The 22,278-nt window shown below is 65.2% G+C and carries 21 protein-coding genes; 17 read left to right on the forward strand and 4 right to left on the reverse strand.

All coding sequences use genetic code 11. The annotated features are described in order from the left end of the window. Positions 1-56: 56 nt before the first annotated feature. From ACREE8_RS21155 to ACREE8_RS21185, 7 genes are all read left to right on the forward strand, one after another. Positions 57-2,198 (forward strand): ABC transporter permease, encoded by a 2,142-nt coding sequence (locus tag ACREE8_RS21155; RefSeq protein WP_431574999.1) that lies wholly within the window; start codon positions 57-59, stop codon positions 2,196-2,198. Further along, positions 2,198-3,301 (forward strand): SMP-30/gluconolactonase/LRE family protein, encoded by a 1,104-nt coding sequence (locus tag ACREE8_RS21160; protein WP_431575000.1) that lies wholly within the window; start codon positions 2,198-2,200, stop codon positions 3,299-3,301. The genes ACREE8_RS21155 and ACREE8_RS21160 overlap by 1 nt, the downstream gene beginning before the upstream one ends. Continuing rightward, complete coding sequence (locus ACREE8_RS21165; protein WP_431575001.1) at positions 3,298-4,797, forward strand: sugar ABC transporter ATP-binding protein; 1,500 nt, start codon at positions 3,298-3,300, stop codon at positions 4,795-4,797. Before ACREE8_RS21160 ends, ACREE8_RS21165 begins: the two co-directional genes overlap by 4 nt. A 51-nt stretch (positions 4,798-4,848) precedes the next feature. After that, positions 4,849-5,703, forward strand: a complete 855-nt coding sequence (locus ACREE8_RS21170; RefSeq protein WP_431575002.1) for a branched-chain amino acid aminotransferase — start codon at positions 4,849-4,851, stop codon at positions 5,701-5,703. A gap of 32 nt (positions 5,704-5,735) precedes the next feature. After that, positions 5,736-6,713, forward strand: coding sequence for a quinone oxidoreductase family protein (locus ACREE8_RS21175; protein ID WP_431575003.1), 978 nt, complete (start codon positions 5,736-5,738; stop codon positions 6,711-6,713). Positions 6,714-6,851: 138 nt separating this feature from the next. Beyond that, the gene (locus ACREE8_RS21180) at positions 6,852-7,436 is read left to right on the forward strand and encodes a DUF6655 family protein (protein WP_431575004.1); all 585 of its coding nucleotides are present in this window, start codon (positions 6,852-6,854) and stop codon (positions 7,434-7,436) included. Between the two features lie 203 nt (positions 7,437-7,639). Beyond that, positions 7,640-8,506, forward strand: coding sequence for a sulfite oxidase heme-binding subunit YedZ (locus ACREE8_RS21185; RefSeq protein ID WP_431575005.1), 867 nt, complete (start codon positions 7,640-7,642; stop codon positions 8,504-8,506). Between the two features lie 17 nt (positions 8,507-8,523). On the opposite strand, the gene ACREE8_RS21190 is transcribed toward ACREE8_RS21185, so the two are convergent. Together ACREE8_RS21190 and ACREE8_RS21195 are read right to left on the reverse strand one after the other, a co-directional pair. Continuing rightward, positions 8,524-8,988, reverse strand: a complete 465-nt coding sequence (locus tag ACREE8_RS21190; protein ID WP_431575006.1) for a hypothetical protein — start codon at positions 8,986-8,988, stop codon at positions 8,524-8,526. Between the two features lie 155 nt (positions 8,989-9,143). Beyond that, the gene (locus tag ACREE8_RS21195) at positions 9,144-9,812 is read right to left on the reverse strand and encodes a hypothetical protein (protein WP_431575007.1); all 669 of its coding nucleotides are present in this window, start codon (positions 9,810-9,812) and stop codon (positions 9,144-9,146) included. Positions 9,813-10,029: 217 nt separating this feature from the next. Here ACREE8_RS21195 and ACREE8_RS21200 point away from each other — a divergent pair, with 217 nt between their 5' ends. The 3 genes from ACREE8_RS21200 (at position 10,030) to ACREE8_RS21210 (ending at position 13,412) form a co-directional block, all read left to right on the forward strand. Further along, a complete protein-coding gene (locus ACREE8_RS21200) occupies positions 10,030-10,527 on the forward strand; it encodes a cupin domain-containing protein (protein WP_431575008.1) in 498 nt (165 codons plus the stop codon). 95 nt (positions 10,528-10,622) lie between these two features. Beyond that, positions 10,623-11,855 (forward strand): MFS transporter, encoded by a 1,233-nt coding sequence (locus tag ACREE8_RS21205; RefSeq protein ID WP_431575009.1) that lies wholly within the window; start codon positions 10,623-10,625, stop codon positions 11,853-11,855. A gap of 69 nt (positions 11,856-11,924) precedes the next feature. Further along, complete coding sequence (locus tag ACREE8_RS21210; RefSeq protein WP_431575010.1) at positions 11,925-13,412, forward strand: M81 family metallopeptidase; 1,488 nt, start codon at positions 11,925-11,927, stop codon at positions 13,410-13,412. 100 nt (positions 13,413-13,512) lie between these two features. Here ACREE8_RS21210 and ACREE8_RS21215 read toward each other — a convergent pair whose 3' ends face one another. Then, a complete protein-coding gene (locus ACREE8_RS21215; RefSeq protein ID WP_431575011.1) occupies positions 13,513-14,394 on the reverse strand; it encodes a DeoR/GlpR family DNA-binding transcription regulator in 882 nt (293 codons plus the stop codon). Between the two features lie 131 nt (positions 14,395-14,525). On the opposite strand from ACREE8_RS21215, the gene ACREE8_RS21220 reads away from it, so the two are divergent. From ACREE8_RS21220 to ACREE8_RS21250, 7 genes are all read left to right on the forward strand, one after another. After that, the gene (locus ACREE8_RS21220) at positions 14,526-15,641 is read left to right on the forward strand and encodes an ABC transporter ATP-binding protein (protein WP_431575012.1); all 1,116 of its coding nucleotides are present in this window, start codon (positions 14,526-14,528) and stop codon (positions 15,639-15,641) included. Between the two features lie 47 nt (positions 15,642-15,688). Continuing rightward, positions 15,689-16,486: a BtpA/SgcQ family protein gene (locus tag ACREE8_RS21225; RefSeq protein WP_431575013.1), complete on the forward strand. Its 798-nt coding sequence runs from the start codon at positions 15,689-15,691 to the stop codon at positions 16,484-16,486. A gap of 4 nt (positions 16,487-16,490) precedes the next feature. Next, positions 16,491-18,008: an FGGY-family carbohydrate kinase gene (locus tag ACREE8_RS21230; protein WP_431575014.1), complete on the forward strand. Its 1,518-nt coding sequence runs from the start codon at positions 16,491-16,493 to the stop codon at positions 18,006-18,008. Positions 18,009-18,035: 27 nt separating this feature from the next. Then, positions 18,036-18,818, forward strand: coding sequence for an SDR family NAD(P)-dependent oxidoreductase (locus ACREE8_RS21235; protein ID WP_431575015.1), 783 nt, complete (start codon positions 18,036-18,038; stop codon positions 18,816-18,818). 44 nt (positions 18,819-18,862) lie between these two features. Beyond that, a complete protein-coding gene (locus ACREE8_RS21240) occupies positions 18,863-19,669 on the forward strand; it encodes a carbohydrate ABC transporter permease (protein ID WP_431575016.1) in 807 nt (268 codons plus the stop codon). Between the two features lie 102 nt (positions 19,670-19,771). Further along, positions 19,772-21,064: an extracellular solute-binding protein gene (locus ACREE8_RS21245; protein ID WP_431575017.1), complete on the forward strand. Its 1,293-nt coding sequence runs from the start codon at positions 19,772-19,774 to the stop codon at positions 21,062-21,064. Between the two features lie 69 nt (positions 21,065-21,133). Next, positions 21,134-22,039, forward strand: coding sequence for a carbohydrate ABC transporter permease (locus tag ACREE8_RS21250; RefSeq protein ID WP_431575018.1), 906 nt, complete (start codon positions 21,134-21,136; stop codon positions 22,037-22,039). A gap of 22 nt (positions 22,040-22,061) precedes the next feature. Here ACREE8_RS21250 and ACREE8_RS21255 read toward each other — a convergent pair. Further along, positions 22,062-22,278 (reverse strand): hypothetical protein (locus tag ACREE8_RS21255; RefSeq protein ID WP_431575019.1); only part of this gene is annotated, 217 nt, incomplete at its 5' end.

Below are 22,278 nucleotides of genomic sequence, written 5' to 3' on the forward strand. Positions count from 1 at the left end.
AAGGGGAGCGGCCGCGATAGGCCGGCCGCTCCCGCTTTTCCCAACCGGATCGGCTCATGACCTTGCGAGAGCGGGCGCTCCGCCTGCGCTACAACTATATTCCCGATCATCTGATCGGCGAGATCCTGACCAAGCGCTGGACCGACAATGCGATTCCCTTCGTCGCGTTGGTCGTGACCATCGTCGCCTTCGGGAGTGCCATTCCGGGCTTCTTCCTGCCGTCCTCCTTGAGCGATTCCACGCGCCAGCTTGGCGAATTCTCCATCGTCGTCGTCGGCCTCACGATCGTCGTGCTGGGCGGCGGCATCGATCTTTCCGTGGGCTCGATCTTCGCCCTCGCCAATTTCGCCGCGGTCGCCTGCTTCTTCGTCTGGGGCCAGCCGGTCTGGGTGGCCTTCCTCGCCGCCATGCTGACCGGCCTGATCTTCGGCTGCATCAACGGCTATCTGGTCGGCTATATGCGCCTGCGCGCCTTCCTGACGACGCTGGTCACGCTGATCATCGGTCGTGCGGGATTCGACATCCTGGTGATCGACTACAACACCCAGATCCAGACCTCGCAGGCCTCCTCGGATCTTTGGGATTTCGTCGGCGACGGCTCCATCTTCGGCGACATGGCGCCAAACGGTCCGTCGATCGCCGTGGCCGCCGCCGCCGTCATCGCGATCGTCGCCCATATCGCCATGACCCGCTCGCGGCCCGGCTGGCACATTCTCGCGGTCGGCGGCTCGCGGCGCTCGGCCTACAATTCCGGCATTCGCGTCAAGCGCACCGTCTTCCTGACCTATGTCATTTCCGGCCTCTGCTGCGGCCTCGCCGGCTTCCTGATCGCCTGCCGCCTGAGCGGTGCGGGGCCGGGAACGGGCGCCGGCATGGAGATCGCAGCCTTGACGGCCGTCGTGGTCGGCGGCAACAGCCTGGGCGGCGGTCGCGGTTCGATCGCCAAGGCGGTCATGGGCGCCATCATCGTGCTGGTGATGACCAACGGCCTCATCCGCCTGGGTTTCGGCACCGGCTTCAACCAGATGGTGCTGGGCCTGCTGCTGGGCGCCGCGGTCACGCTCGACATCCGCTGGCTCAAGAACCGGCACAAGGTCTTGAGCGAGATCTATGTCACGCCGATCCATCACCAGATGGGCGAGACCCAGTCGGCGCTGCCGGGCTCGGGAACGCCTTATGCTCTCTCCGACAAGCTTTCCAAAGCGGAGCCGATCGGCCTCGGCGAGCTGGAAGGGCCGGAGGACGTGATCCTCGACCAGCAGGACAATCTCTATGCCGGCACCCGCCATGGCGAGATCGTCCGCTATCTGGCGCCGGACTATAAGCGCTCGGAGGTCTTCGCCCATATCGGCGGCTTCCCGCTGGGCCTCGCCATCGACCGCGACGGCGCGATCAAGACCTGCGTCGGCGCCATGGGCCTTTATTCGATCGACCAGGATCGCAAGGTCACGCAGCTCTCGACCGAGACCAACCGCTCCTGGACCTCGATCCTGGACGATGCGAGGCTGCGCGATCCCAACGATTGCGACATCGCGCCCGATGGCCGGATCTTCTTCACGGATTCGACCACGCGCTATGACGCGCATGACTGGGCGCTGGACAGCATCGAGGGGCGGCCCACCGGACGGTTGCTGGTTTACGATCCGAAGGATGGCAGCACCAAGACCCTGCTCAGCGGCCTGCGCTACGCCAACGGGGTCTGCATGGCCCATGACGGGCAGTCGCTCTTCATGGCCGAATCCTGGGCCTGCCGCGTCCATCGCTACTGGTTCGACGGGCCCAACAAGGGCAAGTTCGAATGCGTGATCCGCGACATGCCGGGCTATCCCGACAATATCAACCGCGCCTCGGACGGCACCTACTGGATGGCCTGGCTCGGGATGCGCACGCCGAGCTATGACCTGGCGCTGCGCAAGCCCGGCATGCGCAAGCGCATGACGCGCCGCCTGCCGCAGGACGAATGGCTGTTCCCGAACATCAACACCGGCGGCGTGGTGAAGTTCGACGAGAGCGGCCGCATCCTCGAAGCATTGGGCGATCTCGGCGGCGAGAGCCACCCGATGGTGACCTCGATGCGCGAGCATAAGGGCTATCTCTATATCGGCGGCATCCTCAACAACCGTATCGGTCGCTATCGGATCCAAGGCGCCGACCCGAACTGGACGGGCTGGTCCTCCTACTGGGGAGGCAAGGCCTGATGTTCATCAATCGTCTGCTCGATCCTTTCCGCGGCAAGGCCGTCACCATCCCGCCGATGGATGGCGCCTTGAAGCCGAACACGGCGCTGGACGATGCGGCGGCGCTGCTGGCGGTCGAAGCGCCGGACAATCTGGTCGTGGCTGACGGCCGGCTGCATTTCTCCAGCGGTTCCACCTTGCTCGCGGTGCCGCTGGGGCAACTTTCCTCCACCCCGGAGATGGTGGCGCAGTTCGGCTGCGCCGTGACGGCCCTGGCCGCCACGCCCGACGGCGGACTCGCGATCGGCCTCGATGACGGACGGATCCAATTCAAGGGCGGCGCCCTCGAGGGGCGCGAGCTCAAATCGGTCGGGCCGGATCGTCTGGTCTGCCCGACAGCGTTGGCCATGCCGCATCCGGGCAGCATCCTGGTAACGCAGGGCTCCGCGAGACATCGCGCCAGCAACTGGGTGGTCGATCTGATGGGGAAGGCCGCCAGCGGCTCGGTCTGGCGGATCGATCTCGAGACTGGCACGGAAACCTGTCTCGCCCACGGCTTGGCGTGGCCCAACGGAATCCTGGTCGAGCCCGACCATCGGCTGGTGATCTCCGAATCCTGGCGCCATCGCCTGCTGCGTCTTTCGGCCGATGGCCGCGGGCAGGCCCAGCCGGTTCTCTCGAAGCTTCCCGGCTATCCGTCGCGGCTGGCACCGGCGCCCGATGGCGGCGCTTGGCTCGCCTTGTTCGCGCCGCGCAATCGCCTGATCGAGTTTGTGCTGGAAGAGAACGATTATCGCACCGACATGATGCGCGATATCGATCGCGAATTCTGGATCGCCCCCTCGCTTTCCTCGGGCGTCAGCTTCCTCGAGCCGCTGCAATGCGGCAGCGTCAGGACCATGGGCATCCGCAAACCCTGGGCGCCCAGCCGCTCCTACGGGCTCGTGGTCAAGCTCGACGAAGCGTTGCAGCCGGTCGAAAGCTTCCATAGCCGTTCCAATGGCGGCCGCCATGGCATCACCAGCGTCATCGAGGTCAGCGGCCGCGTGCTGGCCGCCTCCAAGGGGGGCCACGCCATCGTCGCCGTCGGCGCGGCGCCGGGCGCGGGGAGGGCCGCGCTGTGACCGCGCTTTTCGAGATGCGCAAGGTGACCAAGGCCTATCGCGGCATCCCGGCCGTGAAGTCGGTCGATTTCGACCTGCAGGAAGGCGAGGTCCATGCGCTGGTGGGCGAGAACGGCGCCGGCAAATCGACCCTGACCAAGATGATGGCGGGCGTGGTCGAGCCGACCGAGGGCACGATGCTCTATCGCGGCGCGCCGATCGGCTTCACCACCCCGGCCGAGGCCCTGAAGCAGGGCATCGCCATGGTGTTCCAGGAGACCAGCCTGGTTCCCTCCATGACGGTGGCGCAGAATCTCTATCTCGGCGACGAGAAGTTCCTGAACCGGCTGCGCGGTATCACCATCGCGGCGCAGCAGTTCCTGCAGTCGCTCAATTTCACGGTCGATCCCGCCGCCACGGTCGCGACCCTGGGCGCCGCCAAGCGCCAGATGGTGGAGATCGCGCGCGCTGTCCGTTTAAACGCACGGATCATCATCTTCGACGAGCCGACCGCATCTCTGACGCCGGAAGAGAAGCGGCATTTCTTCGCCCTCATCCGCCGTCTCAAGGCGCGCGGCGTCTCGATCGTCTTCATCAGCCATGCGCTCGAGGAGGCGTTGCTGATTTCCGACCGCATCACCGTGATGCGGGACGGCGAGCGCGTCGTCACCGACGCGACCTCGAGCTTCGACCGCGAGAAGATCGTGCGGGCCATGGTCGGCCGCACCATGTCGGACGAGCTCTATCGCCGGCGGGCTGAGCGCAAGGGGGCCCGGATGCCCGGCGCCAAGGTGCTGAGTGTCCAGGACATCTCCATGGGCGCTGTCGTTCGCAACACCTCCTTCTCGATCTATGACGGGCAGATCACCGGCGTCTTCGGCCTGATCGGTTCCGGTCGCACCGAGACGGCGAAGATCATCGCCGGCATCTTGAAGCGCGATTTCCTGGGTGGCGGCGAGATCGAGCTGGAGGGGAAACCGGTCCGCTACAACGTGCCGAGCCCGGCGGTGAAGGACGGCATCGTCTATGTGACCGAGGACCGCAAGACCGAGGGTTTCTTCGAGACCATGTCGATCGCCGAGAATTTCTATTCTGGCCTGCTGGCCGCGGGCCTCAACCGCCTGCCGATCATCAGCCGCTCGGAGATGAAGGAGCTGGCGGCGGACTGGACCAAGACGCTCACCATCAAAGCCATCGATCCCAACGCCCGCGTGATCGAGCTCTCCGGCGGCAATCAGCAGAAGGTCGTGATCGGCAAGGGGCTGATCCAGAAGCCGCGCCTGGTGATTTTCGACGAGCCGACGCGCGGTGTCGACGTGGCGGCGATCGCTGAAATCCATCATTTGATAAACAAGCTGGCCGATGACGGGCTGGCGGTGATGGTGATCTCGTCCTATCTTCCCGAGATCTTGAATATCTCGGATCGCATCCTCGTCTGCCGCCAGGGCCGCATCGTGGAAGAGTTCACGCCGGCCGAAGCCACCGAGGAGCGGATCATGTACGCCGCGGTCCACTGACCCGCAGTTTCACGTTGCGACCTGACCAGATTCGATAGACGGAGCCAGCCCATGGGCAACCAACCGAACACCTGGACCTATTTCGAGGGTCGCTGGCAGCAGGGCAACACCATGATCCTGGGCGCCCGCTCGCATGCGACCTGGCTGGGTTCGCTGGTGTTCGACGGGGCGCGTTATTTCGAAGGCGTGGCTCCGGACCTCGACCTCCATTGCCGCCGGGTCTGCGATTCCGCCGAAGCCTTCGGGCTGATTCCGACATTGCAGGCGGAGGAGATCGCGGAGATCGCGCGCGACGGCTTCCGGCATTTCTCCAAGGGCGCGGCGCTCTATGTCCGCCCGATGTATTGGGCGGAGGAGGGCGGGTTCATGTCGGTGCCGCCGCTGGGCGAGTCCACGACCTTCGCGCTCTGCCTGGAAGAAATCCCGATGTCGCCGCCCAAGGGTTTCACCATGACGACGACGCGCTTCCGGCGCCCGACCATCGAGACCATGCCGGTCAATGCCAAGGCCGCCTGCCTCTATGCCAACAATGCGCGGATGCTGCGCGAGGCCAAGGCGAAGGGCTTCGACAACGCGATCTGCTGCGACGCCAACGGCAATGCCGCGGAGCTGGCGACGTCGAACATCTTCCTGGCGCGTAAAAGCGAGGTCTTCACGCCGATCCCGAACGGGACCTTCCTCAACGGCGTGACGCGCCAACGCGTGATCCAGCTGCTGCGCAAGGCCGGCACCAAGGTCCATGAGACGGTGCTCGGCATCGACGACTTTCGCACTGCCGACGAGGTGTTCTCGACCGGCAACATGTCCAAGGTCATGCCGATCATGGCGTTCGACGACCGGAAGTTCGAGTTCGGCCCCATGGGTCAGCTCGCCCGCAAGCTCTATTGGGAATGGTCCCATAGCTAGGGCCCGCAGCCGGCGCTAGGGAGGTGACGTCCATGTCGATGGCAATCGTCGCGACCAAGCCCGGCGGTCCGGATGTCCTGGCCTGGCGCGAGGTCGACACGGGCCGTCCCGGTCCGGACGAAGTCCTGCTGAAGCAGACGGCGGTTGGGGTCAATTTCCTCGATACCTATTTCCGATCCGGTCTCTATCCCTGGCCCGAGGGCCAGCTGATGATTCCGGGCGGCGAGGCGGCCGGTGTCGTCGAGGAGATCGGCAAGGACGTGAAGGAGCTCGCCGTCGGCGACCGCGTGGCTTACACCACGCCGCTGGGCGCCTATCGCGAGACGCGCGTGATGAAGGCCGAGCGGCTGGTCAAGCTGCCGCCCGGCGTCAGCGACGAGGTGGCGGCCGCCATCATGCTCAAGGGTCTGACCGCGCATTATCTTCTCCATCGCACCTTCCGGGTGCATCCCGGCCAGCATGTGCTGTTCCATGCGGCGGCGGGCGGCGTGGGTCTCATTGCCGGCCAGTGGCTCGCGGGCCTGGGCGCCATCGCGATCGGCACCGTGGGCTCGGCCGACAAGGCCGCGCTGGCCCGCCGGCATGGCTACGCCCATGTCATCAACTACAAGACCGAGGATTTCGCCAAACGCGTCGCCGAGATCACGGAGGGCAAGGGTGTCCATGTCGTTTATGACTCGGTCGGCAAGGACACCTATCGCGGTTCGCTGAAATGTTTGCGCAGGCTCGGGCATTTCGTCAGCTTCGGTCAGTCCTCCGGCATGATCACCGATTTCAAGCTGTCCGACCTCGCCGGCCACGGTTCTCTCACGGCGACCCGGCCGGTGCTGTTCGACTATATCGCGACGCACGAGGAGCTCGAGCAGGCGGCCGATGCGCTGTTTGCCGAGATCGTCTCGGGCCGCGTGATGGTCCAGGTGCATCAGACCTTTCCGCTGCGCGACGCGGCCGAAGCTCACCGACAACTGGAATCGCGCAGCACGGTCGGGTCGAGCGTTCTGATGCCTTAGAGCCTGATTCGAATTGGTTCCCTGAAAATCGACTCATGTTGAGGCTCGACAGCCACAGCTTTGCCACCTCGTGCAGGGGCGTCAGCGTGGCGCCACTCTCCTATCCTCAAGGCAATGAAACGATGTCTTCTCCCCTGCATGGTGGCGGCGCTGGCGCTTTGCGGTTGCACCACCGAACGTCAGTCCAATCCCGATCGGACCGCGACCGAGCAGTTGCTGATATCGACGGCGGCCGAGCGGGCCGCGACCAAACTGGCGCTGCAGATGCCGACCGGCACCAAGGTCTTCGTCGATGCGACGAACTTCGACGGCGTCGACGCGAAATATGCGATCGCGGCGATCCGCGCACATCTGCTCGAACATGGCAGCCTGCTGGTGGACGACAAGGCCAAGGCCGAGAACATCGTCGAGATCCGGGCGGGCGCCCTCTCCATGGACCAGAATGCATTGCTGATCGGCATTCCGCAGATGACCCTGCCGATCCCGCTGGCAGGGCAGGCCGTCACACCGGAGATCGCGCTCTTCAAACGCGACCGGCGGCTGGGGCTCGCGAAATTCGCGGCCGTCGGATACAACGTCGCCGACGGCAAGATGGTCGCTTCATCCACGCCCGAATACGGCGAATCCTATGAGACGCATTGGCTGGTCCTGCTGCTGATCGGCTGGACCACGAGCGATGTCGGCCCGGATAACGATCCCGATCATCCGCCACCCGACAATTGATCCAGGTTCGATCGGGGACTTCGCTCGCGAGGCCGACAGGGCCCTGGCGCAGGGGTTTAGAGGCGCTCCTGCCAACATGGCGGGGTGCGGCTCGCGCCGATCTCACGTAGAGTTGTGGTGATTTCCAGTGCGTTCCGCGCCAATTAAGGCTGGCCCGCCGAAACCAGCGCGGGGGACTCGCAAACGGCAGAGAGCCTGGACCCATGGCGCCTTGGTACGACCGCGCGGGGCGATTGTCGCTTCTGAAGCTCCTCGTCTTCATCGGCCTGTTCCTGCCGGCGGCCTGGCTCGCCTGGCTGGCCCTGACGCACGATCTCGGGGCACGCCCCCTCAACACCGCGATCCATTTCGCCGGGCTCTGGATGGTGCGGTTCCTGCTGATCACCCTCGCCATCACCCCGGCCCGCAAGCTGTTCCGCTGGGCGCCGCTCATCCTCGTCCGCCGCATGCTGGGTGTCGCGACCTTCGCCTATGGGCTCCTGCATCTGGGGCTCTATATCGTCGATCAGAATTGGAATCTGATCCGCGTCGTCAGCGAGATCTGGCTGCGGATCTATCTCACCATCGGCTTCGTGGCGCTGTTCGGACTGATGCTGCTCGCCATCACCTCGACCGATGGCTGGGTGCGCCGACTGGGCGGCAAGCGCTGGCAGGCCCTGCATCGGATCGTCTATCTGGTGAGCGTGCTGGCCCTGATCCATTTCTTCATGCAGGCGAAGCTCAATGTCTACCCCGCGGCCCTGATGTCCGGCTTTTTCCTCTGGCTGATGGGCTACCGGCTCTGGGATCGCTTCGGCGAGATCGGCAGCATCCCGTCGCTGCTGGGGCTCGCGGGCCTGTCGGCGATTGCGACCGCTCTGACCGAAGCCGGCTGGTACGCGGTCGCGACCCATGCGCCGGCCCTCAAGGTGCTCGAGGCCAATCTCGGCTTCGCCGCCGGGATCAGGCCTGCCTGGTGGGTGCTGATCGTGGCGCTCGGTGTCACGCTGGCGGTGGCGTCGCGCCGGGCCCTCATGAAAAAGACCCAGTCCAAGGCGGCGCCGAAGCTCGCCATGGACCGGGTCTCCTGATACGAGCGATCAGTACGTCAGTCGATCTGGATCGGGATCACCACCTGAAAGCCGGGCTGCGGATAGACGTAAACCGGCGGAGGCGGGGCGTAATAGACCCGGGGCGGCGGCGGGTAGTAATAGCGCGGCGGCGGCGCATAGTAGTAACGAGGCGGCGGAGGCGCCCAGTAGCCGTAACTGGGATACTGCTTTCCATAATATCCCCGGCCCTGCTCATGATGCTTGTTGCCGTTATTCCAGCCATTGTTCCAACCGTTGCCACCGTTCCCCTGGTTCCAGTCGTTACCATGGCCCCCATTGCCATGGCCTCCATTGCCTTGATTCCAGTGGTTGCCATGGCTCCAGTCGTCATCGTCAGCCCGGGAAGGGCTGCTGACGGCCAGGACTGCCAGGACGGCGGCGAGGGCCAGCATCATGCGTCCGGCCCGTCGCCGTTTCGCGGACGGGCCGCTTGAGATGAGAGCTGGGATTTTGTCCTTCATTCTTCTCTCCTGAGTATCGGTCCCGCATCCCGGGCTGCCGTCTTTGACGGTCTGCCGGATGGAATTGCGGTACCTGACCTACACGGACGAGAAGGCGATTAACTGCGCTGTCATTTTGCCGCCCGGTTTATGCCACGGGGGGCATGCCCGGCCGTTCAGGATCGGGCGGCGGCCCGGGCGCCCCGCTTCTTCGGCGAGATGAATTCGACCTGGCGGCCGAGATGCTGCTCGAAATCGTCCCGGTCGCGCAGGCGCCGGGCCTGCGCCTTCGAGATCAGCCGGTAATGGCGGATGCCGTCGAGCTCCTCGGCGACGTCCCAGCAGGGCTCCGGGTTGGTGATCCAGCGTTCCGGCGCCACCCGGCGCAGGTCGAAGGGCCGTGAATAGGCTCGCAGGGTCTTCTTGGACTCGTTCACATATTCGTGGATGTAGGAGATCGCGAGCTCGCGCAAGGTCCGATAGACCGGATCGCGCCAGCGCAGCCAGACATGGTTGCTCTTCGAGATCGCGCCCCAGCAATCGCCGCGCTTGAACAGCGTGACGACATGATCGTCATCGCCTTCCGCATGGAAGTCCATCAGCAGCGGCGGCTCGCCCTGCAGCCATAGCGCACAGGCGGCGACGAAGGCGCCTTCGATGCAATGTGCATGGCGATGATCGAGGACGCCGACGACGGAGAGACAGCTGTCCCCGTTCAGCTCGTGATTGATGCTGAGCGAGGTGATGAAGTCCTGAATTCGCTCCGGCGTGCGCAAACGCAGCAACAGATCGGTTTGAGCACGGGTGAGGCCGAGCCGCTGGCCCAGGGCGAATCGAGTCGTCATGGGAATCGAGCCTGCCACAGAGAGGCCGTCGCCGTCGATTCCCCCGGACGGGCGAGGCGCGGACCGAAGTCCTTAACCAGGCCCATGACCGGCCGCTATGGAAACCAGAGCGCGGCGGCATTTCCGTGTTGCCCGGGGTTCCGCAATTCTCAAGCCGTTGTCGCGGTGAAGACGCCGCCCATTCAGCCAAGAGAAGAGAGGAGACCTTTCCATGATCATGAACAGCAGGACCAGCCGCGCCGTCTGGCGGGGCCTGGCATTGGCCGGCGTCGTCGCCGGTGCGATGTCGGCGGGCTCGATCCCGGCTTTCGCCGGCAGCTGCCCGGCCGACAAGGTGGTTCCCGCAGGCCAGGGCCAGAAGCCCGGCGCCACCATGCCCAAGGATGTGACCGACACGGTCATCGGCTCGATCGATCTGTCGAAGGAACCGGCCGCGATCAACGATCGCACCTTCCGCCTGCGCAAGCTCGTGATCCAGGCCGGCGGCATCGTTCCCTGGCACAGCCATGCCGACCGTCCGGCGATCATCTATGTGGTCAGCGGCGAAGTGACCGAATATGCGAGCACCTGCTCGGTGCCGATCATCCACAAGAGCGGCGATGTCGCGGTCGAGAGTCACGACACCTCGCACTGGTGGAAGAACACCGGCAAGACCCAGGCCGTGCTGCTCTCCTCGGATCTGCTCCATGACCCGATGGACGCGAACATGATGTGAGGGTCCGCCGATGCGGGACCTATGGGATCGGCTGGTGACGCGGTGGACGCAAGGCTGTCCGTCACAGCCGATCGCTCATTTCTCCGGAGACGACCATGACGATGATCGCCAAATCTTCACCGATGCCGATGGCCATGCTGGCCTCGATCGCCGGGCCCTCTGCCTTCCGAACCCTGATCATCGGTCTCGTCGCCTTCCTGACGGTGGTCGATCTCTTCGCCACCCAGGCCATCCTGCCGACCCTGACCCGGGTCTATGGGGTGAGCCCAGCCGCGATGGGGTTGGCGGTTAATGCCAGCACGATCGGCATGGCGCTGGCAGGCCTCGGCATCGCGCTGGTCAGCCGCAGGATCGATCGCCGCCGTGGGATTCTCGTCAGCCTGATGCTGCTCTCGATCCCGACGGCGCTGCTGGCCGTGGCGCCGAGCCTCGCCGTCTTCACCGGCCTGCGGATCCTTCAGGGCCTTTGCATGGCCTCGGCCTTCACGCTGACCTTGACCTATCTGGCGGAACGCAGCAGCGCCCAGGAAGCGGTCGCCGCTTCGGCGGCCTATATCACGGGCAATGTCGCGAGCAATCTGTTCGGCAGGTTGCTGTCGGCAGCCGTCGCCGAGCATTGGGGCCTGGCCACGAACTTCTACCTCTTCGCGGCCTTCAATCTTCTGGGCGCGTTGTTGGTGGCTGTCAGCCTGCGCCGCGCCGTTGCGATGGAGCGTCCCGTCCTGACGCGCTCGCCGCTCTCGATCTGGGCGGAGCATCTGCGCAACCGGCCCTTGCGCGCGAGCTTCGGCGTCGGCTTCTGTATTCTCTTTGCCTTCATCGGCACCTTCACCTTCGTCAATTTCGTGCTGGTCCGCGCGCCGCTCGCGATCGGCCCGATGCAGCTGGGTTTCGTCTATTTCGTCTTCCTGCCGGCCATCCTGACGACGCCCCTGGCGGGACGCGTCGCTCATCGCCATGGCACGCGCAAGACTGTCGGCGGCGCCTTGTTGCTGGCTGCCCTCGGGCTGCCCCTGTTGCTGTTATCCAACATCATTGCCGTTCTGATCGGTTTGGCCCTGATCGGAATCGGCACCTTCTTCGCCCAGGCGGCGGCCACCGGCTTCATCGGCCGGGCCGCGACCACCGACCGGGGCTCTGCCAGCGGGATCTATCTCGCCTGTTATTTTGGTGGCGGCCTGGTCGGCACGGCGCTGCTGGGTCAGGTCTTCGACCGTTTGGGGTGGGAGGCTTGCGTGGCCGGTATCGGGATCGCACTCGCTGTCGGCATGGCCCTGGCATTTTGCCTGAAGAAGCACCCCAACCCGACCCATGGTCCCGCCGTCTGATCATCAGAGACAAGACGGGCGCCGCTTCATCCGCTAGGCTCGGGTCTCCTGATTTTCGAGGGGGAGCCGATGCGTCTCGTCATTGCCGCGATGAAACATGAAACCAACACCTTTTCGCCGGTGCCGACGCCCTTGGCGCGGTTCGGCAAGGCCGGCGACGAGCTGCTCGAAGGCAAGGCGGCCTACAAGGCCCTGAAGGGGACGGGCGCGGGCGTGGCTGCCTTCATCGATCTGGCGGAACAGCATGGCGCCGAGTTCGAGATCGCGATCTCGGCCGAGGCCTGGCCCTCCGGGCCCGTCGAGGACGAGGCCTATGAATATATCTGCGACAAGATCTGCCGCGCGGTCGCCAAGGGCTGCGATGCGCTGCTCCTGGATCTGCATGGGGCGATGGTGACGCGCTCGCGTGAGGATGGCGAAGGCGAGCTGCTGTCGCGGCTGCGGAAGCTGGCACCCCGTTTGCCGATCGGCGTCTCGCTCGACATGCACACCAACTTCTATCCGGCCATCGCCGAGAACGCGACCGTGGTCGCGGGCTACCAGACCTATCCCCATATCGACACCTACGAGACCTCGCTGCGCGCGGCGAAGCCGATCTTCGCCATGCTCAAAGGCGAGGCGCGCCCGACCATGGCCTGGGGCAACCGGCCGATGCTGCCCCATGTCATGCGCCAGGGCAGCGACGATTTCCCCAACAAGGATCTCCAGGCCATGACAAGGCGGATGGAGCGGGAAGGGGCGCTCTGCGCCACGCTCTTCACCGGCTTTCCTCATGCCGACATCTCGCTAGCCGGGCTGTCGGCGGTGGTGGTGACGAACAACGATCCGGATCTCGCCAAGCGCTATCGCGACGAGCTTCTCGACTTTGCCTGGACCAACCGCGAGGCCTTCGTCTATCGCCTCGAGCCGCTGGAAGCGTCGCTGGCGCGCGCCAAGGCCGCCGCCGAGTTTCCGGTCGTGCTGCTCGACCATTACGACAATTGCGCCTCGGGCGGCACCATGGACACGATGAAGGTGCTGGGTGCCATCCTCGATTCAGGGCTGGAGGATGTGGCGGCCTTCGCGATCCATGATCCGGCGGCGGTCAAGACGATGATCGCGGCCGGTGTCGGCGCCACGGTCACGATCCCGCTTGGCGGCAAGCTCGACATGCCCTCGATCAACCGCAAGGGCGAGCCGCGTGAGGTGACGGGCACGGTCAAGCTCATCTCCAATGGCCAGTTCCGCAATCGCGGCAAGGCCTGGCATGGCATGCTGATGGATATGGGGACGGCGGTGGTGCTCGATACGGGCAAGGCTGAGATCGTGGTCATCTCCAAGCATCTGGAGCCCTTCGATCTCGGCTGCTTCACCTCGCTCGGCATCGACCCGACGGCGAAGAAATATGTGATGCTGAAGAGCCGGATCCATTATCGCGCCGGCTTCAAGGCGATAGCGAAGCAGATCATCGAATGCGCCGGGGTCGGCGTCTGCACCTCCGACTACGCCATGCTCGATTTCAAGCATGTGCGCCGGCCGATCTACCCGCTCGACAATCTGAACGATCCGAACTCTTAAGCGCAGTGTCATCCCCGGGCTTGACCCGGGGATCCAGCGACTGGATTGCCGGGTCAAGCCCGGCAATGACAGGGAAGGGGAGGGGTATCGGGTCGGCGCCTCAGGGCGCCGCCACCAGAAGCTCGACCTTCGCCTGATCGAGGGCGCGGCGCAGATGGGGCGGGGGCGGCCGGTCGGTGACGATCATGCCGGCATCGCCGAGCGCACAGATCCGCGCCAGCGCGCGATGATCGAATTTGGAGCCGTCGCAGAGCACGATCACCTGGCGGGCCCGGGCGATGAAGGCGCGCTTCATCTCGGAATCCTCGAGCGCATAGTCGAAATAACCGGCTTCGGTGACGCCCGAAACGCCCAGGAACACGCGGTCGAAGTAGTAGTCGTTGACCTGGGCCGTCGCCGCTGGCCCCACCACCGCCAGCTCGGCGCCGCGAAGCTGGCCCCCCAGCAGATAGACCGGGCTCCGGCTGCGGGTGAGGGCGATGGCCGCGCGAAGATTGTTGGTGAAGACGCGGAGATCGTCGCGGGCGACCAGTTCCTCCGCCAAAGCCAGGGTCGAGGTACCGACATCGAGCGCCACGGTTTCGCCGGCACCGACCAGACCGGCTGCGGCGCGCGCGATCCGCGCCTTCGCGGTCGCGTTGCGCCGGCGCCGCCGCTCGAAGGCCGGCTCTTCGGCATCGTAGATTTCGCCGCGTGTGACGCTCTCGGATCGGCTCCCCGTATCGGGACGTTCGACCGCCATGGCCATGGCGCCGCCATGGGTGCGGGTCAGCAGTCTGCGCGCTTCCAGCCGCTCCAGATCGCGGCGGATGGTCATGCCGGAGACACCCAGCGTGGCCGCGACCTCGGCCACCGAGACGAAACCCACCCGCTCGACGATCTCGGCAATCCGGGCCTGGCGCGCGCCCGCCAATATCCGGCCGGCCTCGCCCTCGATCGGGCGATCCTTCTTCGGATCCGGCGCGTTGTGCCTCGATGTCATGGACTTCCAGGCCTTGGGGATAATTCGCACAAATTATAACATATCCTGGGAGTAGATGTTGTTATTTGTTCAATATTGTGAAACTCTGCGCGGAAGACGGCGGAACCGGGCGAGCGCCGTGGCGGGGACTTATGGCGTCGATCGAACTGCGGCATGTCACGAAGCGTTATGGCCACGCGGTCACTGCGGTGCGCGATGTCAGCCTCGAGATTCGCGACGGCGAGTTCATGATCCTGCTGGGCCCTTCGGGCTGCGGGAAATCGACGGCGCTGCGCATGATCGCGGGCCTGGAAAGTATCACCGAGGGTGAGATCTATGTCGGCGGCCGGCTCGTCAATGACGTGGCGCCACGCGATCGCGACATCGCGGTCGTGTTTCAGAACTATGCGCTCTATCCGCATATGACCGTGGCGGAGAACCTCGCCTTCGGTCTCAAGATGCATGGCAGGTCCGCCGCCGAGATCGGCCCGCAGGTGCAGCGTGTGGCGGCCATGCTCGGCATCGAGGGCTTCCTCGCCCGCAAGCCGGGCGCGCTCTCAGGCGGCCAGAGGCAGCGCGTGGCGCTGGGCCGCGCCCTGGTCCGAGAGCCCGTCGCTTTTCTTCTCGACGAGCCGTTGTCGAATCTCGATGCGCGGCTGCGCGCGGACATGCGCCTCGAGCTGGTCAAGCTGCATCGCCAGCTCGGCACCACCATCATCCATGTCACCCATGATCAGGTCGAGGCCATGACCATGGGCCAGCGAATCTGCATCATGAAGGACGGCCAGATGATCCAGGCCGGGGCGCCGCTCGAGGTTTATCGCGATCCGGTCAATACCTTCGTCGCCGGTTTCCTCGCCAGCCCGCCCATGAACCTGCTGGAGATGACATTGAGCGCCGGCCCGTCGGGCGCGCCGGTCATGGCCAAGGGCGGCCTTCGCCTGACGGTTCCCGACGCCTATGTCCAGAGCGTCAAGCCCTGGGTCGGCAAGACCGTCATTCTCGGCATCCGATCCGAGGATCTCCATGAGAAGCAGGAGAGCGCGAGCTGGCAGCCGATCGAAGGCGATGTCGTCGCCCTCGAGGCGCTGGGCGCGGAAGTCATCCTGGTGCTGGCACCGCGAGGCATTCCCGGCAAGGAAATCTCGGCGCGGCTGGGGCGCAACTACCGCGCCGCAATCGGCAGCGCGCAGAGGCTGTTTGTGGACGGCAACGAAATCAGATTGTTCGATCCCGAGACCACGAACGCGATCGCGCGGCGGGCCTAGATCCCGGCGACGGGGCCCGTCCGGCGAAACTCCATGGAGACGACGTCATGCTCAAGCAGACCTTCGGCAGCCACAAACCCATCATCGGCATGGTGCATCTGCATGCCTTGCCAGGATCGCCGCTCTATGACGCCAGGGGCGGGATGAGCGCCATCATCGACGGGGCGGCCGCCGATATCGAGCGCCTGCAGAAGGGCGGCGTCGACGCCGTCATGTTCGGCAACGAGAACGACCGGCCCTATCTGCTGAAAGCGACGCCGGAGAGCCTGGCGGCCATGGCGGCCGCGATCGGCGCCCTGCGGCCGACGATCAAGATTCCGTTCGGCGCCGATTATCTGTGGGATCCCGTGGCCACGGTGGCCTTGTGCGCCGCGACCCAGGCCCGCTTCGGCCGGGAGATCATGACCGGGGTCTTCGAATCCGACATGGGCACCTGGGAGCCCGACTGTGCCGGCGCCCTGCGGTTGCGCCATAATCTGGGCCGTGACGACCTGAAGCTGATGTTCAACGTCAATGCGGAGTTCGCCTCCTCGGTCGGCAGCCGGTCCGTGGCCCAGCGCGCCAAGAGCGCGGTGTTCTCGTCGCTGGCCGACGTGATCCTGGTGTCGGGGCCGATGACCGGGCAGGCGGCATCGACCAGCGATCTGCGCTCGGCCAAGGAAGCCGTCGGCGATACGCCGGTCTTCGCCAATACGGGCGTCAATATCGATACGGTGAAAGAGATCCTCTCGATCGGCGACGGCTGTATCGTCGGCACCCATTTCAAGGTCGACGGCAAGACCTTCAATGCTGTCGATGGCGATCGCGTGAAGCGCTTCATGGATCTGGTTGGAAAGTCGCGGTAACCCGATGGCGGTTCTGCTCGGCCTCGATATCGGCACCACCTCGACGATCGGAATCCTGATCGATAGCGAGGGCGGGACGCTGGCGACCGCGTCGCGGCCGAGCGAGCTCATCTCGCATCATGCGAGCTGGGCCGAGGAGGATCCCGAGCTCTGGTGGTCCAATGTCCAGGCGGTCACGGCCGAGCTGCTGGCGCAGACCGGCCTGAAAGGCCGCGACATTGCGGCCGTGGGTGTCACGGGCATGGTTCCGGCCGTCGTTCTCCTGGACCGAGACGGCCGCGTCCTGCGTCACAGCATTCAGCAGAACGACGCTCGCGCGACGCGCGAGATCGAGGCGATGCGCCAGGCCATCGATCCCGACCGCTTCTTCCACCTGACCGGCGGCAGCATCAACCAGCAGCTGGTGGCGCCGAAACTGCGCTGGCTGGAGCGTCATGAGCCGGAGGTCTTCCGGTCGATCGCGACCGTGTTCGGCTCCTATGATTTCATCGCCTATCGCCTGACCGGCGCGCGCCATGTGGAGCATAACTGGGCGCTCGAATCCGGCCTGATGGATTTCGACAAGCGGCGTTTTGCCGACGAGCTGGTGGCGGCGGCCGGCGTCGATCCAGCCGTGTTTCCATCGATCCGCAAATCTCACGAGCTGATCGGAACGGTGAGCGAAGCCGCGGTGGCGGCCACTGGCCTTGCGGCAGGGACGCCGGTCGTGGCGGGATGCGCCGACCATGTCGCGTCGGCCTATGTCGCGGGCGCCGCGGAAGACGGCGATCTCGTGCTCAAATTCGGCGGGGCCGGCGACATATTGCTCTCGACCGCCAAGCCGGTCACCGATCCGCGCCTCTTCATCGACTATCACGTCATTCCCGATCACTATTTCAGCAATGGCTGCACCGCGACCTCCGGCAGCCTGCTCAAATGGATCGTCAGGGAGCTGGCGGCGGGCGAGGAGCCCAAGGCCGCGGCGGCCGGCCTTTCGATCTTCGCCTGGCTCGATCGCCTCGCCGCGGAGATCCCGGCCGGCGCCAAGGGGCTGGTGCTGTTGCCCTATTTCCTCGGCGAGAAGACGCCGCTGCATGATCCTTACGCGCGCGGCACCATCGTCGGGCTCGGGCTGCATCATCGCCTGGCCCATATCTGGCGCGCCGCGCTCGAGGGCGTGATCTTCGGCTTCCGCCACCATGTCGAGATCTTCACCGCGCGCGGCCTCGCCGTGAAGCGCATCTTCGCCTGCGACGGCGGCGCCGTCAGCGATCTCTGGCTGCAGATCGCCGCCGATGCGATCGGCCGGCCGGTGCAGCGGATCGAGCATCATCCGGGCTCCTGCCTCGGTGCCGCCTATGTGGCGGGCTTCGGCGCGGGGCTGGTGAAGTCCTTCGCCGGTGTCAGCCGCTATGTGGCGGGCGGGCGCGTGTTCGAGCCGCGCCCGGCACAGAGCGCGATCTATGACCGCAGCTACGCCAATTTCCGCGAGACCTATGAACGCCTGAAAACGCTCTATCCGAAGCTGGAACGGAATGACTGACGGGCTGGGATTGGGGAGACATCGATCATGACCAACGCCAAGCTGCTCGAAGGCCGTCTCGCTCTGGTGACCGGCGGCGGTTCCGGAATCGGCCGCGCGATCGTGGCGGCGCTCGCGGGTGCCGGCGCCCGGGTCTTCGTGACCGACAAGAACGGCGACGCCGCGGCCGCCGTGGCGCGCGAGTTCGACGGCAAGCCGCTCTCGGCCGCCCTCGACGTGACGGACGCGGCCGCGACCGCCCGGGTCTTCGACGAAGCCTGGAAGCACCTGGGCGGGCTCGACATCGTTTGCGCCAATGCCGGCATCTCGACCATGAATCCGGTGGTGGATCTGACCGAGGCCGAGTGGGACGCCAACATGGACGTCAATGCCAAGGGCGTGTTCCTGACTGACCAGGCGGCGGTCCGGCGCTGGCGCCAGGCCGATCGCCCGGGGGTCATCGTCAACACCGCGTCGCTGGCAGCCAAGGTCGGCGCGCCGCTGCTGGCCCACTACTCGGCCAGCAAGTTCGCGGTGCTGGGCTTCACCCAGGCGCTCGCGCGCGAGGTGTCGAAGCATGGCATCCGCGTCAATTGCGTCTGTCCCGGCTTCGTGCGCACCGGCATGCAGGAGCGCGAGATCGTCTGGGAGGCGAAGCTGCGCGGCATGACGCCCGACGCCGTGCGTCAGGAATACATCTCGCTGACGCCGCTGGGCCGGATCGAGGAGCCCGAGGACGTGGCCGATATCGTGCTGTTCCTGGCGAGCGACCTCTCGCGCTTCCTCACCGGCGAGGCGGTCAATGCCAGCGGCGGCGTCTCGATGGATTGAGGCGAGGGCAGGAGGGGTGCGATGAGCAACGGGATGCAGGCGTCATGAGGAAGGGCAGGAACATCGTTCCGCATCTGCTCCTGGTGCTGTTCTCGCTCTATATCCTGCTGCCGCCGCTCTGGGTGCTGCGCACCAGCTTTGTGCCGGATTCGCTGGCCTATCAGACCTCGCTCTTTCCGGGCCTGACGCTCGCCAACTATGTCAAGCTCTTCGCCAAGGACGATTTTGCGCTGGCCTATCAGGACAGCTTCATGGCGGCGCTGGGTTCGACCTTGCTGGCCCTGCCGCTGGCCGCCATGACGGGCTATGCCTTCGCGCGCTTCCGCACCGGCGGGCAGGCGAGCCGCTTCATCGTGCTGGCGACCCAGATGCTGCCGCCGGTCGCAATCGTGCTGCCGGTTTTTGCGATCTTCCGGCTCGCGGGCCTGACCAACTCGGTGCCGGGCCTGATGATCGCCTATGCCGCCGTCAATCTGCCATTCCTCACCTGGATCCTGATGGGCTTCTTCGAAGGCGTGCCGGTCGAGCTCGAATGGGCGGCCATGACCGATGGCGCCACGGCCTGGGGCGCCTTCTGGCGCATCGTGATCCCGGTCTCGCTGCCAGGGCTCGCCGCCGCCGGCGTGCTGGGCTTCATCCTCGCCTGGAACGAGTTCCTCTTCGCCCTGGTCCTGACCGGACCGACCACCGCCACCATCCCGGTCGCGCTCTCGGGGCTCCAGTCACAGAACGGCGTGCAGATCGCCGAGGTGTCGGCCGGCGTGGTGCTGGGCGTGGCGCCGCTGCTGATCGCCTCGCGCTTCATCCAGAGATATCTCGTCAGCGGCCTGACCTTCGGCGCGATCAAGTAGGAGAGCATTCGGACCACCCGCATTACCGGCCCAGATCCAAGCCCGGCGGAATCAAGCCGGGCGCAACGAGAGTCGATCGATCAGACACAAGGGAGGATACCCATGAGGTTTAGACATTTGACGGCCTGGCTCGGCGGCATTTCGCTCGCCGCGCTGATGACGGCGGGCACGACGGTCGCCCATGCCGACCAGATCACGCTCCACGCCTTGATGGAGGATGTGCCGGAGACGCAGATCATCGAGGCGATGCTGCCGCAGTTCGAGAAGGACACCGGCATCAAGGTCGAGTTCCAGAAGCTGGTCTATTCGGAGATGCATGACAAGCTGGTGACGCAGCTCACCGGCAGCAGCAGCTACTACAATGTGCTGGAGGTCGACTTCCTCTGGGCCGGCGAGTTTCCCGAAGCCGGCTGGCTCGCCGATTTGAAGCCCTTCGTCGACAAGAGCGGATTCGATCTCAAGCCCTTCTTCCCCTCGATGCTCGATCTGGTCGGGAACCATAAGGGCACGCTCTATATGATCCCCATGTACAACTACTCGATGGGGCTCATCTATCGCACCGACCTGCTGGCCGATGCGAAGCTGGCGGCGGCTTACAAGACCGCGACCGGCAAGGATCTCGCCTTGCCGGCCTCGCTCGCCGACTATGTGGCGCTCAGCAAATTCATGAAGGCCACTGCCGGCGTTGCCGGTGCGGCGATGCAGGGCCAGCGTGGCGATCCCAACAGCATGGAGTTCTCGAACTATCTCTTCTCCGCCGGAGGCGCCTATCTCGATAAGGACCGCAAGGTGGTGCTGAACAGCCCCGAGGGCCTGAAGGCGCTGGAGCTCTATGTCGATAACATCAAGAACGGCGCCCAGCAGGGCGCCCTCTCGGCGACGCTCGACGACACCTATCGCCTGATGTGCGACGGCAAGGCCTTCAGCATGGTCACCTACTGGTGGATGCTGCCGCAGCTCGACAGCAAGGAAAAATGCCCGAACGTCGCCGGCAAGGTGGCGCTCGCCGTCATGCCGGGCGGGCATGGCGAGAGCGGCGGCTGGGGCTGGGCCATTCCGAAGAACGAGAGCCCGGAGCTGCAAGAGGCGGCCTGGAAGTTCATCAGCTGGGTCCAGGGCGAGAAGATCTCGATCGCCCGCGCTCTCGAAGGCCATGCGCCGGTCCGCAGCGACACCTATGAGAACAAGGACGTGCTGGCGAAATTCCCCTTCTACAAGCAGGCGCTGGACGTGGTGGCGAGCGGGGACGCCTTCCCGATCTTCGCCTATTCGGCGCAGTACGAGGACGTGCTGGGCCGTCAGCTTTCGCTGGCGGGCTCGGGCGATTCCAAGCCGGCCGACGCGCTCAAGGAAGCGGCGGACGGGCTGGATGGCCTGATGAAGAAAGCGCAGTAGCGCACAATCCGGGCGCTGGCGGAGACCCATCATGGGTCTCCGCCGATGCCTTCAAGTCCATAGGAACCCATGACCGATCTGGCGATTAAAACGGCGCGGCCAAGGCGAACGAAGGACCGGTGGGCTGTCACCGGCTGGAAGTTCGCGCTCCCGGGCCTGTCGGTGATCGCCATCGTGATGGGATTCCCGCTGGTCTATGCGGTGCTGCTCTCGATCTCCAGCTTCACCCTGCTGCATCCGAAGCTGCTGCCCTTCGTCGGGATCGAGAATTTCGCGGCCGTGATGGCCGACGAGTATTTCTGGAACTCGGTCTGGCTCACCATCAAATATTCCGGCATCACCGTGACGGCCGAGTTCCTGCTGGGACTGGGCGTCGCCGTGATGCTCAATCGCGTGGTGCGTCTCAAGGCCGTCTATTTCGCCGTGCTCACGATCCCCATGGCCATGTCGCCGGTCAGCGTTGCCCTGATCTGGCATATGCTGCTGCAGCCCAATCTCGGCATCGTCAACCGCCTGTTCGAGCTGTTCGGCCATCCGGGCTTCGACTGGCTGGGCTCCACCGGCTTCGCCTTCTGGTCGGTGGTGTTCATCGATGTCTGGCAGCAGGTCTCGTTCGTGATCCTGATCCTGGCCGCGGGGCTGGCCTCGTTGCCACGCGAGCCCTATGAGGCCGCCGCTGTGGACGGCGCCAAGGAATGGCAGCAATTCTGGTATCTGACGCTGCCGATGCTGCGGCCGATCGCGGCCATCGCCATCATCATCCAGCTCATCAACGAGTTCCGGACCTATGACCTGGTCTATGTGCTGACCAAGGGCGGGCCCGGCATCTCGACCGACCTGCTCAGCTACTTTGCCTATAAGCGCGCCTTCCTCGGCCTCGCCATCAATGAAGGCTCGGCGGCCTCTTTCGTGCTGCTGGGCATGGTGCTGGTGCTGACCGTGCTGTTCTTCCGCATCGTCACGCGCAAGGCCTGACGGCGGCGTGGGCCCGGCCCGATCAGGCCGGGAACAGCACGATATAGCAGAGGCAGATCGCGCTCACGAAGGCCGCCACCTGCTTCAGCCAGAAGAACGCGGCGCGGCATTGATAGGACACCCACCATTTGTTGTAGGTGTTGGGCTTGTCTTTCCGGTTGAGCGCCTTGTCGACGGCCCAACTGGCGCTGACATATTGCAGGTAATCGAAGAGGATCGCCGCCGCGGCGGCGACCGCC

Source organism: Hypericibacter sp., from assembly GCF_050729195.1.
GTDB lineage: Bacteria > Pseudomonadota > Alphaproteobacteria > Dongiales > Dongiaceae > Hypericibacter.

Excerpts from the sequence above, each read along its gene's own strand:
- ACREE8_RS21240 (WP_431575016.1), top strand. The coding sequence starts at position 18,863 with ATGAGGAAGGGCAGGAACATCGTTCCGCATCTGCTCCTGGTGCTGTTC.
- ACREE8_RS21200 (WP_431575008.1), top strand. The coding sequence starts at position 10,030 with ATGAACAGCAGGACCAGCCGCGCCGTCTGGCGGGGCCTGGCATTGGCC.
- ACREE8_RS21195 (WP_431575007.1), bottom strand. The coding sequence starts at position 9,812 with ATGACGACTCGATTCGCCCTGGGCCAGCGGCTCGGCCTCACCCGTGCT.
- ACREE8_RS21235 (WP_431575015.1), top strand. The coding sequence starts at position 18,036 with ATGACCAACGCCAAGCTGCTCGAAGGCCGTCTCGCTCTGGTGACCGGC.
- ACREE8_RS21160 (WP_431575000.1), top strand. The coding sequence starts at position 2,198 with ATGTTCATCAATCGTCTGCTCGATCCTTTCCGCGGCAAGGCCGTCACC.
- ACREE8_RS21250 (WP_431575018.1), top strand. The coding sequence starts at position 21,134 with ATGACCGATCTGGCGATTAAAACGGCGCGGCCAAGGCGAACGAAGGAC.
- ACREE8_RS21205 (WP_431575009.1), top strand. The coding sequence starts at position 10,623 with ATGACGATGATCGCCAAATCTTCACCGATGCCGATGGCCATGCTGGCC.
- ACREE8_RS21225 (WP_431575013.1), top strand. The coding sequence starts at position 15,689 with ATGCTCAAGCAGACCTTCGGCAGCCACAAACCCATCATCGGCATGGTG.
- ACREE8_RS21155 (WP_431574999.1), top strand. The coding sequence starts at position 57 with ATGACCTTGCGAGAGCGGGCGCTCCGCCTGCGCTACAACTATATTCCC.
- ACREE8_RS21210 (WP_431575010.1), top strand. The coding sequence starts at position 11,925 with ATGCGTCTCGTCATTGCCGCGATGAAACATGAAACCAACACCTTTTCG.
- ACREE8_RS21180 (WP_431575004.1), top strand. The coding sequence starts at position 6,852 with ATGGTGGCGGCGCTGGCGCTTTGCGGTTGCACCACCGAACGTCAGTCC.
- ACREE8_RS21215 (WP_431575011.1), bottom strand. The coding sequence starts at position 14,394 with ATGACATCGAGGCACAACGCGCCGGATCCGAAGAAGGATCGCCCGATC.
- ACREE8_RS21185 (WP_431575005.1), top strand. The coding sequence starts at position 7,640 with ATGGCGCCTTGGTACGACCGCGCGGGGCGATTGTCGCTTCTGAAGCTC.
- ACREE8_RS21230 (WP_431575014.1), top strand. The coding sequence starts at position 16,491 with ATGGCGGTTCTGCTCGGCCTCGATATCGGCACCACCTCGACGATCGGA.
- ACREE8_RS21245 (WP_431575017.1), top strand. The coding sequence starts at position 19,772 with ATGAGGTTTAGACATTTGACGGCCTGGCTCGGCGGCATTTCGCTCGCC.
- ACREE8_RS21170 (WP_431575002.1), top strand. The coding sequence starts at position 4,849 with ATGGGCAACCAACCGAACACCTGGACCTATTTCGAGGGTCGCTGGCAG.
- ACREE8_RS21220 (WP_431575012.1), top strand. The coding sequence starts at position 14,526 with ATGGCGTCGATCGAACTGCGGCATGTCACGAAGCGTTATGGCCACGCG.
- ACREE8_RS21175 (WP_431575003.1), top strand. The coding sequence starts at position 5,736 with ATGTCGATGGCAATCGTCGCGACCAAGCCCGGCGGTCCGGATGTCCTG.
- ACREE8_RS21190 (WP_431575006.1), bottom strand. The coding sequence starts at position 8,988 with ATGAAGGACAAAATCCCAGCTCTCATCTCAAGCGGCCCGTCCGCGAAA.